Annotated in this window: 15 protein-coding genes and 1 pseudogene; 9 read left to right on the forward strand and 7 right to left on the reverse strand. The window is 44.4% G+C overall.

What is annotated here, in order from left to right:
* Positions 1-102: 102 nt before the first annotated feature.
* The 8 genes from GKG41_RS16380 to GKG41_RS16415 all read left to right on the forward strand — a co-directional run bounded on the left by GKG41_RS16380 (position 103) and on the right by GKG41_RS16415 (position 7,788).
* A complete protein-coding gene (locus tag GKG41_RS16380) occupies positions 103-1,164 on the forward strand; it encodes a substrate-binding domain-containing protein (protein WP_154260604.1) in 1,062 nt (353 codons plus the stop codon).
* 69 nt (positions 1,165-1,233) lie between these two features.
* The gene (locus GKG41_RS16385; protein WP_154260606.1) at positions 1,234-2,772 is read left to right on the forward strand and encodes a sugar ABC transporter ATP-binding protein; all 1,539 of its coding nucleotides are present in this window, start codon (positions 1,234-1,236) and stop codon (positions 2,770-2,772) included.
* A 3-nt stretch (positions 2,773-2,775) separates the two neighbouring features.
* Positions 2,776-3,780 carry an ABC transporter permease gene (locus GKG41_RS16390; protein WP_154260608.1) on the forward strand — a complete coding sequence of 335 codons (1,005 nt, stop codon included), beginning with the start codon at positions 2,776-2,778 and terminating at the stop codon, positions 3,778-3,780.
* A 21-nt stretch (positions 3,781-3,801) separates the two neighbouring features.
* Positions 3,802-4,464: a cyclase family protein gene (locus GKG41_RS16395; RefSeq protein ID WP_154260610.1), complete on the forward strand. Its 663-nt coding sequence runs from the start codon at positions 3,802-3,804 to the stop codon at positions 4,462-4,464.
* Positions 4,465-4,519: 55 nt separating this feature from the next.
* Complete coding sequence (locus GKG41_RS16400) at positions 4,520-5,353, forward strand: transketolase (RefSeq protein WP_154260612.1); 834 nt, start codon at positions 4,520-4,522, stop codon at positions 5,351-5,353.
* Entirely contained in the window at positions 5,353-6,288 is a 936-nt protein-coding gene (locus tag GKG41_RS16405) for a transketolase C-terminal domain-containing protein (RefSeq protein WP_154260614.1), read from the forward strand. The genes GKG41_RS16400 and GKG41_RS16405 overlap by 1 nt, the downstream gene beginning before the upstream one ends.
* Before the next feature lie 15 nt (positions 6,289-6,303).
* Positions 6,304-7,062, forward strand: a complete 759-nt coding sequence (locus GKG41_RS16410) for an SDR family NAD(P)-dependent oxidoreductase (protein ID WP_154260616.1) — start codon at positions 6,304-6,306, stop codon at positions 7,060-7,062.
* A 6-nt stretch (positions 7,063-7,068) separates the two neighbouring features.
* A complete protein-coding gene (locus GKG41_RS16415; protein WP_154260618.1) occupies positions 7,069-7,788 on the forward strand; it encodes a GntR family transcriptional regulator in 720 nt (239 codons plus the stop codon).
* A gap of 289 nt (positions 7,789-8,077) precedes the next feature.
* Here the strand turns inward: GKG41_RS16415 and GKG41_RS16420 are convergent, their stop codons facing one another.
* From GKG41_RS16420 to GKG41_RS16430, 3 genes are read right to left on the reverse strand one after another with little or no spacing between them, the layout of a single operon-like run.
* Entirely contained in the window at positions 8,078-8,953 is an 876-nt protein-coding gene (locus GKG41_RS16420) for a YitT family protein (RefSeq protein ID WP_226903868.1), read from the reverse strand.
* 37 nt (positions 8,954-8,990) lie between these two features.
* A complete protein-coding gene (locus tag GKG41_RS16425; RefSeq protein ID WP_154260745.1) occupies positions 8,991-10,841 on the reverse strand; it encodes a GGDEF domain-containing phosphodiesterase in 1,851 nt (616 codons plus the stop codon).
* Between the two features lie 27 nt (positions 10,842-10,868).
* The gene (locus tag GKG41_RS16430) at positions 10,869-14,456 is read right to left on the reverse strand and encodes a response regulator (protein WP_154260620.1); all 3,588 of its coding nucleotides are present in this window, start codon (positions 14,454-14,456) and stop codon (positions 10,869-10,871) included.
* Positions 14,457-14,616: 160 nt separating this feature from the next.
* Between GKG41_RS16430 and GKG41_RS16435 the strand changes: the two genes are divergently transcribed.
* A complete protein-coding gene (locus GKG41_RS16435; protein ID WP_154260622.1) occupies positions 14,617-15,414 on the forward strand; it encodes a polysaccharide deacetylase family protein in 798 nt (265 codons plus the stop codon).
* Positions 15,415-15,479: 65 nt separating this feature from the next.
* On the opposite strand, the pseudogene GKG41_RS16440 reads toward GKG41_RS16435, so the two are convergent.
* The 4 genes and pseudogenes from GKG41_RS16440 to GKG41_RS16455 form a co-directional block, all read right to left on the reverse strand.
* Positions 15,480-15,938 (reverse strand): annotated as a pseudogene (locus GKG41_RS16440) (M23 family metallopeptidase); the annotation flags it as partial.
* A gap of 385 nt (positions 15,939-16,323) precedes the next feature.
* On the reverse strand, positions 16,324-16,521 hold the full coding sequence (locus GKG41_RS16445; protein WP_154260626.1) for a helix-turn-helix transcriptional regulator: 198 nt from the start codon (positions 16,519-16,521) through the stop codon (positions 16,324-16,326).
* A 282-nt stretch (positions 16,522-16,803) separates the two neighbouring features.
* The gene (locus tag GKG41_RS16450; protein WP_154260628.1) at positions 16,804-17,793 is read right to left on the reverse strand and encodes a hypothetical protein; all 990 of its coding nucleotides are present in this window, start codon (positions 17,791-17,793) and stop codon (positions 16,804-16,806) included.
* 5 nt (positions 17,794-17,798) lie between these two features.
* Positions 17,799-18,233 carry a type II toxin-antitoxin system antitoxin SocA domain-containing protein gene (locus GKG41_RS16455; RefSeq protein WP_199884598.1) on the reverse strand — a complete coding sequence of 145 codons (435 nt, stop codon included), beginning with the start codon at positions 18,231-18,233 and terminating at the stop codon, positions 17,799-17,801.
* Positions 18,234-18,240: the final 7 nt, after the last annotated feature.

An 18,240-nucleotide genomic window follows, 5' to 3' on the forward strand; every position in this document is an offset into this window, starting at 1 on the left:
AAATAATGCATCAAAATGCATAGGAAACCACAAAAGAAGGGAGGTTACGACGGCAACGCACAGGGGGAAAAAGACTATTAAAACAATTAAGGAGGATTTTACATGAAAAAGGTATTAAGTATTTTATTAACATTAGGTTTGGTAGTTTCTATGGCAGCGTGCGGTGATAAGAAAGAAGAAGCTGCAGACACATCCGCGAAGACAGACACCGCAGAAACAAAGGATTCCGGAGACAAAGAAACAGCAGGCGGCAGCCTGGAGGGCAAGAAAATTGTATATCTTGCACCGTCAAAAGATATTCTTTATTGGCAGTGGGTAGAAGAGGGAGTAAAACAGGCTTGTGAGGAAGAAGGGGTTGAATTCGTAACCTACGATGCACAGAATTCCACCACAACTCAGGCTTCTAATGTTAACACTGCAATCACCCAGAACGTTGACGGCATTATTCTAAGTCCGGTAAGCTCCACCAGCTGTCCTACCGTGCTTGATCCCGCAGAGGAAGCAAACATTCCGGTAACCATTGCGGCTATCGGCGCAGAGGAAGGAGTAACCAACTACGCCTGCTGTGTTACGGCTGATGACTACACATCAGGGTACGATAACGGCAAATATCTGTGTGAGCGTGTAAAAGAGCTTGGCGGAAACAGCATCGGCGTTCTGGCGCTTCCCATGGACCGTACCAATGCGCAGAACAAGATGGCAGGACTTGAAAAGGCCTGTGAAGAGGCCAGCGTAGAAATCGTACAGGTTATCCAGACGCCTGACCTAACAGTAAGCGAGGCAACCTCAGAAGCAACCGACCTTCTGACCGCTCATCCGGATATCAAAGGGATTTATGGCATGTATGAGCAGGCTGGCACCGGTGCTGTTCTGGCCTTAGAGACAGCAGGATTAACAGGTAAGATATCCGTGGTATCCTCTGACGGAAGTCCGGAATCTATTGCACTTTTAAGAGAGGGTAAAATTGACGGCATTGTGGTACAGGAAGCCGTCGGCCAGGGGCTAGTAGCAGCACAGCAGTTATTCAAAGCGATCAAGGGTGAAGCGATTGAAGAAAAGGATATTCCTCTTCCGGAACCGTTAGTTACCACAGAAAATGTTGATGATCCTGAAATTCAGGAAATCCTTCGTCTGGTTTATCCGGAATCAGCCGGCTCTTATTAAAATTATAGCAAACCTCCGTGCAAAGTTCTCTCATGAGGCTTTGCGCGGACAAAGAAAGGAGGTCTCAACATGGGACATGGAAAAACTCCCCTTCTGGAAATGCATAACATTGTTAAGATATACGGGGGGACAAAAGCGCTCAACGGTGCCTCTCTCTCCATCTACCCCGGGGAAATCCATGCTCTGATGGGCGGTAACGGAGCCGGGAAATCAACCATTATAGGGATCATTGGCGGTTCAAAGATGCCCAATGACGGCCAGATCATTCTAAACAGCAGGGAGATTCGCTTTAAATCTCCGAAAGATGCCATGGAAAAAGGTATAGCAGTGGTGTATCAGGAACTTTCCTTAGTTCCCCACCTGACAGTTTCTGAAAATATATCCCTCTGCAATCCGGATATTAATAAAAATGGCTTTTATGACTGGAAGGAATCCGATAAAATTGCCCGGGAAGCACTCCTCACTCTTGGCGAGGCAGCAGCCAACATCAGACTGAGAGATGAAGTATCTACACTCCGGGCAGATCAGATGCAGATGATAGAGATTGCCCGGGCAGTAAGCATGGGGGCTAAAATTATTCTGTTTGACGAGCCAACCTCATCTCTGAATTTTGGAGAGACCCAAAGTCTGTTCCAGATTATACGAAAATTGTCCGCTCAGGGACTTGGTATCATCTTCGTCTCTCACCGTATGAATGAGATCCGTGAAATCTGTGACCGTATAACCATATCCAGAGACGGACAAACCGTCACTGAGGGAGCTCTCATGTCAGAAAAAAGTGATGCTGATATTATCAGGGACATGATCGGGCGTACGCTGGTTATGGAAGAAGCGGTTTCCATAGATGATTACAAAGAAATAAATAAAAACGATGAATTACTGAATATAGAATGGGAAAACAGCGACATCTCCTGTTCCATTAAGGAGGGCGAGATTGTGGGTCTGGCAGGTTTAGCAGGTTCCGGCCGGAGTTCCCTTCTGCGCGCTGTCTGGGGAGCCCAGAAAAATCCCCATATTCGCTTGAAACTTCGAGGTGAAGGGTATATGCCCAAATCTCCTCAGGCAGCATTAGATAAAAACATTGCCTACATCGGAGAAGACAGAGCTGAAAGTGGATTGTTTCCGACACTGCCAATCCCCGAAACACTCCTCATGCCCCACCGTGTATACAGCAAGCAAAGGCTGATACGCACAAAAAAAGAAAATTCCTACCTAAAGAACATTGTACAGGCACTAAAAATTAAAGTTCCATCTATTATGGAAGCGCCTAATTCACTTAGTGGGGGGAATCAGCAAAAACTTCTGTTCGGCCGTTGGTTTATCCACAAACCCACCATATTCTTGCTGGATGAACCCACAAGGGGGGTAGATGTCCACACCAAACAGGATATTTACCAGCTAATTAAATCTGCTGCCAGAGAAAGTCATGCCGGTGTCATTGTCGTTTCCTCAGAACTTGCAGAGCTTGTCACCTTGTGCCACAAGGTACTTATCTTAAAGGACGGCAGGCCGGAACGGATTCTGTACGGCGATGACATCAATGAGGATTATATGATGCAGTGCATTACCTCTTCATCCGAAGTTCCAAATATAAAGGAGGCTGATTAATTTATGAATAAAACAGATAAGGCTCAAAATCAGGCAAATGCCCCCTCATCTTCAGGAGGTCTGGCCCAGACGGCAAAAGCATATAAGCTTGAAATTGGTATGTTTTTGGTGTTAATTATACTATTTATTATTCTGCATTTTGCTACTGGTACAGCCCTGACCGCCCGTAACCTGAAAAATGTGCTTCAGGCTTGCGCACCCTTATTTATTATATCTCTTGGCCAATTGCTGGTTGTCATTACAGGAGGAATCGACTTATCCGTTGGGTCTATCTTTTCCTTTGCCGGAATGGTTGCCACCCTCTGCATGATTAAATTTGGAATTGCAGCAGGAATAATTGCAGGGTTGGGAGTAGGCCTGCTCTGCGGCTTATTTAACGGATTCTTTGTGGCAAAGGTAAAGATGGCCCCATTTATTGTTACACTGGCTATGCAGGGGGCTGCTTCCAGCCTTACCTTTATAGTAGCAGGGGGCAATTCCCAGACGATCAGCAACCACACATCCTTTGCGGCTTTTGACAGAGGAAGCTTTCTGTTCGGACTGCCCAATTATATTACCTATATGCTGATTGCTGTTATTCTTCTGCAGTTTGTCCTGCGGAAGACTATGCTGGGGCGCTGGATTTATGCAACTGGCAGCAATGAGGAGGCCGCACGCCTGGTAGGTATCCCTGTAGTGGCGGTAAAAGTTATCTGCTACTCCGTATGTGGCATCCTCTGCGGACTCGCAGCACTTTTAAATGCGTCCTATCTTCTCACAGTGGAATGTACTGCAGGAACAGGCATGGAACTGAACGCCATCGCCGCTACAGTAATCGGAGGTGCCAGCCTGTCCGGGGGATTGGGCTCTGCCTTTGGTGTATTAATTGGTGCCTTGATCAGCACTGGTATTAACAATGGTATTAACCTTATGGGGATTAATACATTTTGGAGCGGAACAGTTACTGGTGTAGTCATTATCGTTGCAGTTTTAATCGGCAGCATTACCACCAGAAAAACCAGAAAATAATTTCAGAAATGGAGGTTTTTTATGAAAATCAAAAAACTATTAGACTTGTCCCAGACTTTTTATCACAACAATCCCGGCTATATGCCCTATGAGCTGACTTCTATTAATTATGAGACACTGAAGCCCAAAGATGGCTACACATCCGAGCGCATTTACATGAATACACATACCTCAACGCATGTAGACGCGCCCTTCCACCACTTTCCCCAGGGAAAAACAGTGGCACAGACGCCTGTTGAACAATACATAGGGGAAGCTGTAGTCGTCGATTTGTTTGGAATTGATGCTCATACTGCTATCGGTGCTGAACACCTAAAACCTTACGAAGATATTATCAAAGAGGGGGATATTGTTCTTTTGTGCACAGGATGGGGCTATAAAAGAGACTGGAGCTCAGAGTACTGCGACTTCTGGCCATATCTGGGCGAGGATGGAGCGCAGTGGCTCTTTGATAAAAAAGTAAAAGGTATTGCAATTGACTCTATGAGTATCGGCGGCCCAAAAGCAGGGGAGGGCCTGATGCAGCATGAACTGCTCTTAGGAAATGAAATATGGCTGGGCGAGGAACTTTTCCTTCCAGAGGAACTGCTGGAATATCCCCGCTGGGATTTTGTACTGCTGCCGCTGAAAATGGAGGGCTGCGGAGGCGCTCCCGCCAGAGCTATTGCACTCATCACAGAGTAGCAATACTCTGCCCAAATATATCCTACGTTCTACAGATGATGATTAGGAGGCTACTATGAAAAATATTGGTACTGAGGAACTAAAACAACAGGCAAAAGAGCTGCGGAAAACAGCCCTTACTATGATATATGAAGCCCAATCCGGCCATCCGGGAGGTGCCTTTTCAGCCGCGGATCTTGTGACCGCGCTCTACTTCCGGGAGATGAATCTGGATCCTAACAATCCTAAGTGGGAAGACAGAGACCGTTTTGTCCTCTCCAAAGGCCATGTATGCCCCATACAATATGCGGCTCTTGGGACTCTTGGGTTCTTCCCTGAGAAAGAACTGCATACGCTGCGCAAAGAAGGATCCATCCTTCAGGGACATCCCGATATGAAGAGATGCCCCGGCATCGATATTTCCACCGGGTCTCTAGGACAGGGGCTGTCCTGTGCAGTGGGCATGGCCATTGCCGGAAAAATGAATCACAAAGACTACCGGGTATTTGCAATGATAGGTGACGGAGAGTCCGATGAAGGGCAGATCTGGGAAGCCGTCATGTGTGCGAACAGATATCAGTTGAATAACCTTATTGTTATTCTTGATAATAACGGACTTCAGCTGGACGGCACCACGGACGAAATCATGCCTCTTCTGGATATGAGCCAAAAATTAAAAGATTTCGGCTATGAAGTTTATGAAATTAACGGTCATGACATGGATGAGATCCTCTGCACACTGGACGAAATACGGGCAGGCAAAACGAATAAGCCCAAATTCATTAATGCACATACGGTAAAGGGCAAGGGCGTATCTTTTATGGAGAATCAGCTGGGGTGGCATGGTGCGGCGCCGAATGAACAGCAGTACGCACAGGCAATGGAAGAGCTTGAAAGGGGGGATATCTGATGGAAGGAACGAAGATTGCTACAAGAGATGGCTTTGGGGAAGCCATTGTAGAACTTGGAAGAAATAATAAGGATATCTGCGTGGTGGACATAGATATTGGAAAGTCCTGCAAGACCGGGGCCTTTGCCAAAGAGCTGCCGGAGCAGTATCTGAATGTAGGCATCGCAGAACAGAATGGCCCGGGTGTCAGCGCAGGTCTTGCGACTGCAGGAAAAATCCCCTTCGTAGTGACTTATGCCGTTTTTGGATCTCTTCGCATGTGCGAACAGATACGCCAGGAAATCTGCTATCCTAAACTAAATGTAAAAATTGCCTGCTCCCACGGAGGAGTGACACCGGCCAATGACGGAGCCAGCCATCAAAGCATTGAAGATATGGGCGTCCTGAGGACAATTCCCAATATGACCGTAGTAATGCCTGCGGACTATTATGCCGCTAAAAAGCTGGTGGCAAAGGCTGCCGAAATTTCCGGCCCGGTTTACCTGCGTTTTACCAGAGATGCCATCCCTGTTATCTACGATGAGAATCAGGAGTTTGAAATTGGCAGGGCAGTAACTCTCAGAGAAGGAGAAGATATCGCCATAATTGCCAACGGTGACACCGTCCGCCTGGCTCTGGAGGCAGAGGAAAAGCTGATTTCTTGTGGGATCCGTACAAAGGTTTTGGATATGCATACCATTAAACCTTTAGACAACGAAGCTGTGCTTGATTGTCTCCGCAAAATCGGCAGAATCATTACCGTGGAGGACCATAATATCTTAAATGGTCTGGGAAGCGCCGTCTGTGAGGTCGCTGCGGAAGAAGGAATAGGACATGTGAAGCGAATCGGAATTCAGGATCAGTTCGGTCAGTCAGCGCCTTATGAGCGTCTCCTGGAATTAAACGGCATCACCACGGAGCGTATTGTAGACACCGCAAAATCAATGCTCAAATAAAAAGGAGGAAAAATCATGTTAGAATTTGAAGGGCAAGTTGTTATTGTAACTGGAAGCGGATCACCAAAAGGTATCGGCAGAACCATCGCTGCCACCTTTGCCGGACAGGGGGCCACTGTTGTTATCGCTGATATTAATGAAGCAGGGATTCAGGAAACAGTAGATTATATTACATCTCTGGGCGGCAAAGCTTTCGGCATCCCCGTAAATATCACAGAAAAAGAGTCTGTTGACAATATGGTTTCAACTATTGTGGATAAATACGGCAGAATAGATGTTCTCATCAATAATGCAGGCGTCTCCCAAAAAGTTACAGTAGAAGATATGATGCTGGATGATATTAAAAGAATCTTTAATGTAAACATGTTTGGCCTCTTCCTCTGTACACAGGCTGTACTGGAGCCCATGAAAAAAGCCGGATACGGAAGGATTGTATCACTTTCTTCCGTATCCGGAAAAAGAGGCGGCGGTATCTTCGGGGGAGCTCACTATTCGGCCTCTAAAGCTGCTGTGCTGGGATTCTCTAAAAACCTGGCAAGAGAAATTTCTCAGTATGGCATAACCACCAATTGTGTATGCCCCGGCCTGATTAATACTGAAATCTGGAAATCCCTACCCAAGGAGGATGCCGATAAAGTCATCGACGGAATCCCTATGGGACGTCCGGGGGAAACCCAGGAAGTCGCTAATGCCATTGTATTCCTTGCGTCCAGGGAAGCATCTTATATCACTGGTGAAGAAATTGACATTAACGGCGGCTCTCACATGGACTAACTGCTTATGCAGGCTCTCACCTTCAGCAAGATTAAAAGCAGTTCTATAGTAGAGCAGATTATAGATGCGCTGACAAACGCAATTATCCATGGCCAGTTGAAACCCGGGGATAAGATTCCCACAGAAACCGAGCTGATGGAACTTCTCGGCGTAGGGCGTAATTCCATACGTGAGGCCATAAAAATGCTTATTTCCTACGGCGTGCTTGAGATACGAAGAGCAGAGGGAACCTTTGTTAAACAAGGCTTTTCAGGAATTATGCTGAATCCCTTGCTCTACGGGGTGATCTTGAGCAGCAGCAGCTCTTCTCAGCTTGCGCTGATGGAACTGAGAGAATTGATAGAAATTGGCCTGATGAAACTGGCAAAGCAAAAGCTTACCCCGAACAGCAGAGAGGAATTGATCCGTCAGTATCACTGTCTGGCAGAATCCTTTGAAGAAAAGCCTCACAGTGTACAGGCGGTATTCCAGGCAGACAATCTCTTTCACGAATCCATCTCTTCTGTCTGTCAGAGCCCACTCATAGACAGTATGAATACAACCGTGCGAAAACTTACAGAAAAGCTGCGCCTGGATACGGTAACCAGGATTATAAAAGAAGGAAAACAGGAAAATTTCAAGGCAGCTCACTGGGAACTCCTCAACTATCTGATTGCAGAAGAAACCGCGTATGATATAGACCGGATTGTGAGGCAGAGTTACCTTTACGACATGGAAACTCTATAATTAAACTAATACTTTAATGACATTCTCTTATATACTTCATTCTTTATTCTACATCCAACATCCTACATATAGTTAGATAAAAAAATAAATCGGTTAAATTTATCCGTTGATATAAGTCTAGCATCAAATCCTTACTTTGTAAACTCTTTTTTGTATATTCTGCATATTTAACAATTTTCTCCCCGAAATTTCTGTACATTTTCACTAAAACCCGGGGAATTCAGGCGGCAGATGGTCCAAGTTTCTTCTCCTCGCCTGAGTTCCTCCAATTTATGTACAGAGCAGTTTTTTACTCTATGATCTCCTGCTTGATTTTCAAAAAGTCTTTGTCCTGTCCGAACACATGCATCAAAGGGAAGACTTTCATAAAGCAGTCAATCTCTTCCTTCTTTACAAATTCCCTCAGCTTCACGTATTCCTTTGAGGTACAGACACAGTCAATCTGCGTCTTCGTCTCTTTTGTATATCCTCCTACCACCTGGTGAATGGTAACACTTTTCCGAATATCCTCTATGATGAACTGCTCAATACTGTGAGGAGCGTTGCAGATCAGCTGAATCTCATACAGCTTGGGACCCATATTAAAAAGCACAAAATTCATACTGTTCACATAGATCAGCTGGCCCACAAATGCGTATGCCACTGCGTCAAGGCTGAAGGCAGTAAGCATAATCAGCAGAATCGTCCCGTCTACCAACAGCAATATGGTTTTCAGGGGGATCTGTTTTAGAGCAGTGTGCTTTAGAATCTTCCCAATGGTATCTGTTCCTCCGAAGGAAAATCCCAGGCGAAAGGCAATTCCTGTCCCAATACCCAGCAGGACGCCAAAAAAAGCAACCGCAATCAGTTTATCCTCAAATATTACAGGTACGGAAAAATAGCTCATCACCCACAGGACCGCCGGGTAGAGGACCGACAGAAAAAGAATACTGGATACTTCTTCCTTATCCATTTTCACCCATGTAACGATCAGTACCACGCCTACCATCACATAGTTAATCAGCGCATAATGAATCCCCGTAAACTCAGAAACTGTCATAGCAAGTCCAGTGATGCCTGTCACTACAAACCCATTGGGGAGCGCTACCCAGTTTACTGCTATACTGCAGATAATACAGCTTAGAGCAAGCAGCAGTATATTTTTTACCGTAATTTTTTTCAGCATTTACATCCTCCTCTCAGTCAGACCGTTACCTATGCGATTACTGCTGTTGCTCCAAAAGTCTTTCATATTCTGCTTCCGGCATAGGACGGTGATATACATAGCCCTGCACAAAGTCACATCCGATATGCTTCAGATACTCCACCTGTTCCCAAGTCTCAATCCCCTCAGCTACTGTTTGGATATGAAACCGCTTCACCAGGTCTATAATCCCCTCGATGACAGCAGCATCCTTTTCCTTATCCTCACTCTCTACAAAAAACAATCGATCGATCTTCAATACATCAATGGGAATACTCTTAAGCAGGCTGAGAGAAGAATACCCCTTTCCGAAATCGTCTATGGAACAGGAGAATCCTTCCTTCTTCAGCTGTTTTACAATCTGAATCAGCAGTTCCTCCTTGTCAAATACCATAGACTCTGTGAACTCTATCTCCAGCAGACGGGGAGGAATCTGATACTTGTCTCGGATTTCCACATACCTGCCCACAAAATCCTGATCATAAAACTGCAGCCTGGAGACGTTTACTGATACAGGCAGTGCTTCCCGCCCCTGATCCAGGAGAGATCTCAGCCACCGGCACACTTCTTCAAAGACATACTGATCCAACTGCCCAATTAAAAACTTCCGCTCAAATACAGGGATAAAATAATCAGGAGATATAACAGCACCGTCACTTGCTTTCCATCTGACCAGGGCCTCCGCGCAGGCAATCCTCCCGGTTTTGAGTTCAACCTTAGGCTGGTAATACACTGTAAACTCATGATTCTCCAAAGCTGACTGCATACGTGTTTCTACATTTTTTTCTTCCCGGAGCCGGATCCGTATACTCTCGTTGTAATACACATAATTGGGGTTTGTCCCATTTTTTACGGTCTTTCTCGCAAAATTTGCCTTGTCAATCAGATTATCAATTAGCATGGTTTCCATTGCGTCCTCCGCACAACAGATGCCGCAGCAGGTGGGAACACTCTGCTTATCATAGGAATTATGCATAAACTTGATAATCCTCTGATCCGCTTTTCTCTGACGGGCCGCTGCCTCTCCCTTTTCCTCATAATGCATTAATATCACAAAATGGTCTGCAGAAACCCTCCCGTAAATTTCCCCCTCCCTGAGGCTCTCACCTAAAATTTCACCGTATTGCTTTAGGATACTGTCTCCATACGTATAGCCAAACACATCATTCATATATTTGAAATCTGTAAAATCTGTATACAACAAAGCATATTTTTTACCCGTAGCGGCATCCAGAAGTTTCTGTGCCTCTTCCTTGAACGCCTCTATCTGGTAAGCGCCTGTCATTGGATCCTTCCGCGCCAGTTCATTCAGTTCTTTATTCGTGTTCTCCAAAAAAAGAATTTTCCTGGAAGCCGACCAGAATATGAGCAGCCAGATAACAGCTACCACCCCCAGCAGAGCGACACATACACCCAGCAGCGTCCGATTTTTTCTGACAGAATATTCTTCTGCAGAAAATACTGTGTCGTTAGCCTGCTCAAAAAATGCCTCACTCAGCGCAAGCACCTCTGCGTCCGATTCTTCTCCCAAGCGGTATGCGTATATGTGATCCTGCACCTGGCTCCACATGCGCTCCATCTCCTGAAGATCCTCCTGATACTGTTCATCTTGTGGAGCCGGAAGATTATAGGGTCCTTCCGCTCCTGCCAGTTCTTCTATAATACCATCTATATACTGTATAATCTCATTACTTTCCTTCCTCTGCAGTTCAAGCTTAACCAGGCGCTGCGTAGCCCCCCGGACAATTCCCACATAATTAATCAACCGCCCGTAAGACTGCGCCTGAATGACAGCCTGCACCATCATTGTCCCCAGCAGAAGACAGGCCAGAAACAGGACCGCCAGTCCCCTTTTGTATATACCTTTCATATTAGCCAACAGTTCCCTTCTCTCAGGTCATGAATTCTCTTTCCCGTAAATAAAGTCATATAGCGTCTGATACAAGCGGTTCGGTTCGATGGGCTTAGCCAAATGTGCATTCATTCCGGCCGCCTTGCTCTTTTCTATATCTTCATCGAAAGCATTGGCAGTCATAGCAAGAATAGGTATGGTTTCAGCGTCCGCATTGCTGAGATGCCGGATATTTGCAGATGAGGTGAGCCCGTCCATAAGCGGCATACGAATGTCCATCAAAATAGCATCATAGTATCCTGTCTCAGATTTGCTGAACATCTCCAAAGCCCGAAGGCCGTTTTCCGCCGTATCCACCTGGAATCCCTTGCTCTCCAGCAGCATGACAGCTACCTCTGTATTTATCTGGTTGTCCTCTGCCAGCAGTATCCGCTTGCCTGTAAAATCGAAGTCATCCGCATCCTCCTGCTGTTCCTGCTCTTCTTTCTCCCCCAGGGCCGTACTAAAAGCTGAAACCAGAGAGGATTTGAACATGGGCTTGCTCATAAGCAGATTCACTCCCGCAAGCTTTGCCTCATGCTCAATGGATATCCAGTCATAGGCTGTCATAATGATTATTGTAACTTCAGGCCCTACAATTCTCCGGATCTGTCTGGCAGTTTCTATTCCGTCCATCTCAGGCATTTTCCAGTCAATGAGAATCATATCATAGAAACGGCCCTCTTCCCAAAAATTTCTGACACGGTCAACCGCCTTCCTGCCGCTGTCCACCCACTCCGCCCGTACACCTATTTCCCGGAGAGTTACTACCGCGCTTTCACAGACAGCCACATCGTCATCCACCACCAGAGTCTTTAAATGGGAAAAATTATAGCTCTGCTTCTTTTGGTTATGCCGCAGCTTCTCTTCCTCTGTAATTCCCAGCTTTACATCCACAGTAAATTCTGAACCAAGCCCCTTAATGGATCGCACTGTAATTTTTCCGTCCATCAAATCCACAATGTTTTTAGAGATAGCAAGTCCAAGTCCTGTTCCGCCGTACAGGGAGGTTGTTCCTGTCGATTCCTGTGAGAAAGGTTCAAATATATGGGGCAGGAACTCGCTGCCCATTCCTATGCCGGTATCATTTACAATGAACCGGAGGACCGCATCATTTTTTGTCTTTCTGCGCTGTGCGGCTGAAAATGTCACCTTGCCGCCCTCACCGGTAAACCGGATAGCATTGCTTAATATATTAATCAATACCTGCTGAAGCTTCATGGCATCCCCGATGTAATAGTCGTCCAATACCGGATCTACAATGCACTCATATTCCACACCTTTAGCATCTGCCTGGGCACAGCAGATTGACGTAATCCCGTGAATGAATTCCTCCATAGGTATCTTTTCGTTCTTCAGAAGCATCTTTCCGCTCTCTATCCTGCTCATATCCAGAATATCATTGATCAGTGACAGCAAAAAACGCGAGGAAATACCAATTTTGGAGATGCAGTCTTCCACCTGTTCATCGTCCCCAATGGATTTGGCCGCTATGGTACTCATACCGATAATCGCATTCATAGGCGTGCGGATTTCATGGCTCATACGGGAAAGAAAATCTGATTTGGCGGCATTCGCCTGCTCCGCAGCCACCAGGGCAGCCGCAAGTTCTTCCTTCTGTCTCTGCTCCTGGGACACAATATCCGTGACGTCCGTACAGGCAATACATACGCGCCCAAGCTCTTTAATTATATAAAAAACTTTGAGGCGCATCACACGAATTTCTTCATTCCTCTCCCTTGTTTCTATGATGAAGGAGTATGAATCTTGTTTGGAGAGCTCCTTTTTCATGAAACCGTAATCCAGTTTGCTAAGAAGCTCTCTTCCAGACGCCTCGTCCATCAGCCGCTCTGCGACAGAACAAAGTTCTTCCCGGAGCTTACCGGCTGGAGCCATTATAAACTCTTCCTTTGCACTGCTGATCATCCGGTATGTATCTCTTACAGTATCAGCCTCTACGATGATGTCATAGTCCAGCTCCGTAATTCTCCGAAGCAGCTGTTCCTGCAGCCGCTGTTCCGTGACATCTGATGTGTAGAAGAACAGGATAATGTCTCTTGTTTCAGGATTCCGGAAGGAACGCATATATGTGTTTTCCCAGAAGCAGCCCCCTCTGTTGCTTTTGCGCAGGAAATCCAGATGATAGTCTATCTTTCCAGAGTCAAAATCCTTTAGGACCTTCTCCCTGTCCAGGGTAACTCTAATCTCTTCTCCATACGCAGGATCTATGGCAGACATTGCCAGGGTCTCTATTACCTTCTCATAGGGTTCCCCCACATAAGCCACAGCCATCTCAGAATTTGAGAGGTAGGTTTCCACGATCCCTCTGGTAACATTTAAGCTTCCCTGGATATTCCCGTCCCTAGAGCACAGCTCTGCAAAATACGCCAGTTCCTTCTCATATAATTCCCTGGCCTGCTCCTGGAGCTTCTTTTCATCTGTAATATCCACAAAGACACAGTAGAAATACTGTTCCTGATCCTCGCCTCTTATAAGCTGAGCCTTTATGGAGATCCATTTTACGGTCCCATCCCTGCATATCAGCCGGTTTTGATTTTGTATGGTATTGCCATACCGCAGCTGGCTGTCCAGTATATCCTTCATAATGAGGAGATCCTCCGGATAAATCACGGCAGACATCTTATTCCCCAGGGCGGCAAATTCCTCCCTGGTATACCCCAGAAATTCAAACAGGCCGTCATTAGCCGCAATCACTGAAAAATCCTTGTCAAATCTGCAGCGGAATACTGCCCCCGGAATATTGTTATAAAGATGGAATACCTCCTCCTGTGCCTGTCTCCGGGCGGTTATGTCCATACACACAGAGATTATAGCAGGCCTGCCATCCTCCGCAGTCACCTGCCGTCCCAGATCATGCACCCAGATGTAGGAGCCGTCTCTCTTCTTCATCCGGTATTCCACAACATATTCATCTCCCTCCCTCAGCTGGGCCTCTACCGCATCGTCAACCATCTGCCGATCCTGAGGGTGCATACAATTCCCAATCTTTCCGTCAATATCTGATACAAATTCCGCCTCGTCCGCATACCCCAGATGATCCAGCATCCTGCGGTTCACAAAATAAAAGGGAAATCCCTCCTCAATATACCCGCCCATCATGCCTCCGGGCAGTGAGTCATTTAACAGCTCCTGCCGCTGACGGATAGAATGCTCCATCACAAGTGCCTGCGGATAGTGCTCGGCCTCTCTCTGGCTGGTTCCCGGCTCTGCCACATGAAAGCTTTTGATCACCCAGCGGGACTCCTCTGAAAGCAGAGTGAAGAATGCTTTCAGATTCCAGGTATATAAGGTATTCTTTAATGTCACCTCAGCAGATAAGCTGCACACCTGCTCGGTAATAAAATGTTCGTATATGAATGAGATCCCAACCTTAAATGGTTCTGATATCTCTCTGATATCCTGACTGAGATATGCTTCCATCTCAGCTTTTCCCCAGGCAGACTCGTTTTTTCCAGTTCCCACAAAGTCCACATCCTCTGTGAGAAATGTGAGGGTTTCCGTAAGATTACGTTCTTCAAACCAGGCACGGCAAAACCGATAGATTGTTTCCCTGACGTCTGTCTGATTATTCATTTGTTTTCTCCTCCCGCAAACGGTATATGAGTATATATTCTTTTATTATACCTCCATAATATTACATTTTCTACTGCTTTGGTCTATTTTTTTGCAGTGCATAATGTATAAGCTGTATCCCATAAGATAGTAACAAGATCCTTTTTCAGAGGTATCCATTATGAATCAAGAAAATCCTGATTCTTCTTCCACTCAACGATTCAAAAGAAACGCAGTCTCAATTTTCGTCGGACTGGCTGCTATTGCCCTTCTGATCTGCGCCGTTACCTACCTTCCCAAGATTGCCTCCGTGAGCACAAGCGTCGGAGGCCGTGAGCTGCCAATCTACTGTGTAGATACCGATAAACCGCAGATTTCCATCTCCTTTGATGCTGCCTGGGGCAATGAAGATACCCAGACAATTCTTGATATCCTGGCTAAACATAACGTCAAAGCCACCTTTTTTATGACCGGCGGATGGGTTGAGAGTTATCCGGAGGATGTAAAAAAGATATATGAGGCCGGCCATGACCTGGGAAACCACAGCGAAAACCACAAACATATGAGCGAGCTCAGCACCGAAGAGCAGACACAGGAACTTTTGAAGGTGCACGACAAGGTAAAAGAACTCACAGGTGTGGATATGATTCTCTTTCGGCCTCCCTATGGTGACTATAATGACAGTGTGATCAAAACTGCCGCCGCCAACCACTATTATCCGATCCAGTGGTCCGTGGACAGTCTGGACTGGAAAGACTATGGTGCTGATTCCATTATCCAGACAATCTGTGAGAATAAATCACTGGAAAATGGTTCTGTCATCCTCTGTCACAACGGCGCTAAATATACCAAAGATGCCCTGGAAACGGTTATTACTACCCTGCAGGGGAAGGGCTATGAGTTTGTGCCTATCTCCCAACTGATTTATAAAGATAATTATCATATGGATCGGGCGGGAAAGCAGATTTCAGATACATAATCTCTCCCTCACAGCGCAAATACAGCGGCCAAAGCGTTACGTTGACGCCTGGGCCGCTGTTTCACCTATCCGCCTATTCTCTTTTTATACTCCTCCGCGGTGGGATCTCTCATCTCAAATACACGGTGATATTCTTTCGTCTCCAGATTCTTAACGGTTCTGCTTCTCTTCTGGGATAAAAATCTTGTCAATTGGTAGCAGTCCACCCATATCTCATGATTGCCTTCTTTCTGACTCTCATCAAAGATAAGCTGAAGACCCCAGTGCAAATGAGGAGTGTCGATATTGTTTACATTTTCCTTGGCACTGTAGCCGGTATGCCCCAGATATCCGATCACATCCCCGGCCTGGACAATGCTGCCCTCCTTCAGAGATTTGTTAAAAGGAAAGTTCTGGCGCAGATGCGCGTAATAATAATATCGCTTTTTATCAAAACTGCGGATGCCCAGCCGCCATCCTCCGTACTGATTCCAGCCGATGGCCTCCACATATCCGGACTCCACTGCCACAATTGGCGTACCGATAAGAAAAATATATTGATTCATGGGAGGCCCGGTTACATTGGCCTCCCTATTTTAGTTCTAACAGTTCATCTGCTGATGTTTTTAGCTGTATGCATATTTCTTTGAGTGTTTCAATTGATGGGCTGACCTNTGAACAATAGTATTGCGAAGAGTGACGCCGAAACCAAAGAGGTGATATATGATTATATTTGTTGCCTGCTCAATAATTTTGAATCGCTGAGTTACCAGGAAAAGAATGAATTGATTAAAAAGGCTGTAAAGACATGCACTTATGACAATGGGAACATGCATATTATTTTTTAGTTTCATTCTATATGTTATTCTTATTGGTGTACCGATAAGAAAAATATATTGATTCATGGGAGGCCCGGTTACATTGGCCTCCCTATTTTAGTTCTAACAGTTCATCTGCTGATGTTTTTAGCTGTATGCATATTTCTTTGAGTGTTTCAATTGATGGGCTGACCTCTCCCGTCTCCCATCTACTGATATCTTTTTGATATACTCCCAGCATATCGGCAAACTGTTTTTGCGTCAAGCCAGCAGCTTTTCTAGCAGCCTTTAATTTTTCATAAAAGCTCATTTTTTAATCTTCCTTTCACTATATCTATGATTATTGATATCAGTGTACATATAGCTACAATAATCATACCAATTGTATTTATTAATCTCCACTCATTTATGATTGCTAAAATTAGAGTAATCAATGTCAATGTGATCATAAATCCATTTCTCATTGTATTTTTCCCTCCTATCGTGTTATACTACCATACCATATTTGGTATTTTTATCAATACTTATTTAGAAAATAAATAATATAATTTCAATAATAAAGACTCTTAGGATTTTACCCCAAGAGTCTTTGCTATTTTCCCTTTTTCCATGTCTGCTTTACTAATACCATAAGCAATATTATAAATACTGAAATAATTATTCCAAATCCACCCCACATTGCAAGTTGTGGCGAATTATTGCACCACGTTTTAAAGCTTGAATCGATATTTTCTTTCCTTATGTAGTATGTCCAAAGGCTTCCCGCCAAAATAGTAAGTATAACTAAATTGCTCCACCATACGATAGGATATTTCTGAATAATATTTCCATCTGGTTCCTTATTCGATTTAAAATTCAATCCTGTCATTTTTCCTATACAAAATAAAAAAACAAATACCAAATTCAAAATACATATTCCCCATACGCACCCCACAATAATAACTTTTAATAATGGTATCTCATGATTAGCGAAAATGCTTCCCAATGAACTAATACCACCAAATACTAAAAATGCAAGCGCTGTAAAAATGCTTACCATAGTCAGTAACTGTGCATTCATACTTTTCACGAGTTCATCCTTAAATGGAGTAATACTGTTATCGAATTTTTTCTTATACTCTTCATCCGTCTGTTTTAATCCACTATACTGCGTTTGTGCTAGGTTTACATGATCCCAAATTTTGATAAGCGCTTTTTCTGTATCTTCATATATCTTTTTTTCAGCCGACAACTTAATACTTGCCCTTTTGTCTTTGAAATCTTGCATTCCCGTAAATGCAACAATTTTTTCGATATTAGAAATCATTGTTCCCAAAGCAAGCGTAGCCTCTTCTGTCGTATGTTCATTATAATATGCGTAAATCATATTACTTATCTGTGAGTACAATATTCTCCCATAACCTTTGATATATTGAAAAATCGCATTAAAAGCATTTTCCTCATCAAATTCACTACTATCGGTAAATAAAAGTGTGCATATCTCTGTAATCTTTTCTGACATTTCTTCAGTAATAACTCTATCATCAATTTTGAGTTCTACTTGTCTGGTCGTTTTATTAATTTTAATATTTATTGAGGACATTTATTCTAATCCACCTCGAAATATCTTTTGATACTTTCTGTAGTAATTTCATTATTCCATCCAGGCTTATAGGCCTCAATCCAAGGTGTCTGATTATGTGTAAGCTCAACAAGCGCAGATGCTGAATATCGTGAACACTCATCAATGATACCATCCAGTATTTCTTTATCTCTTGAAGAAATAATCTGTGTCACCCTAGATTTTCCAATGCATGGAATATTCGCACTACCAAACATTCTATATGTGTAATAAACATCTGGCACAACTGGTCCAAAATCCCAAGCTTGAATTTCTTCAGCAAAACAAGGTACGTTTTTCGATACTAAAAATTCAGCCTGTATGAAATATAAAATCTTTTGCAATTTTAAATTACTAATCGTCTTATTCGTTGCACTGCATCTTTCAATAACATAACGAGCAATATCCATTACCCTATACATATCAATC

It is taken from the genome of Lactonifactor sp. BIOML-A5 (assembly GCF_009677585.1).
In the GTDB taxonomy this organism is placed as follows: domain Bacteria; phylum Bacillota; class Clostridia; order Lachnospirales; family Lachnospiraceae; genus Lactonifactor.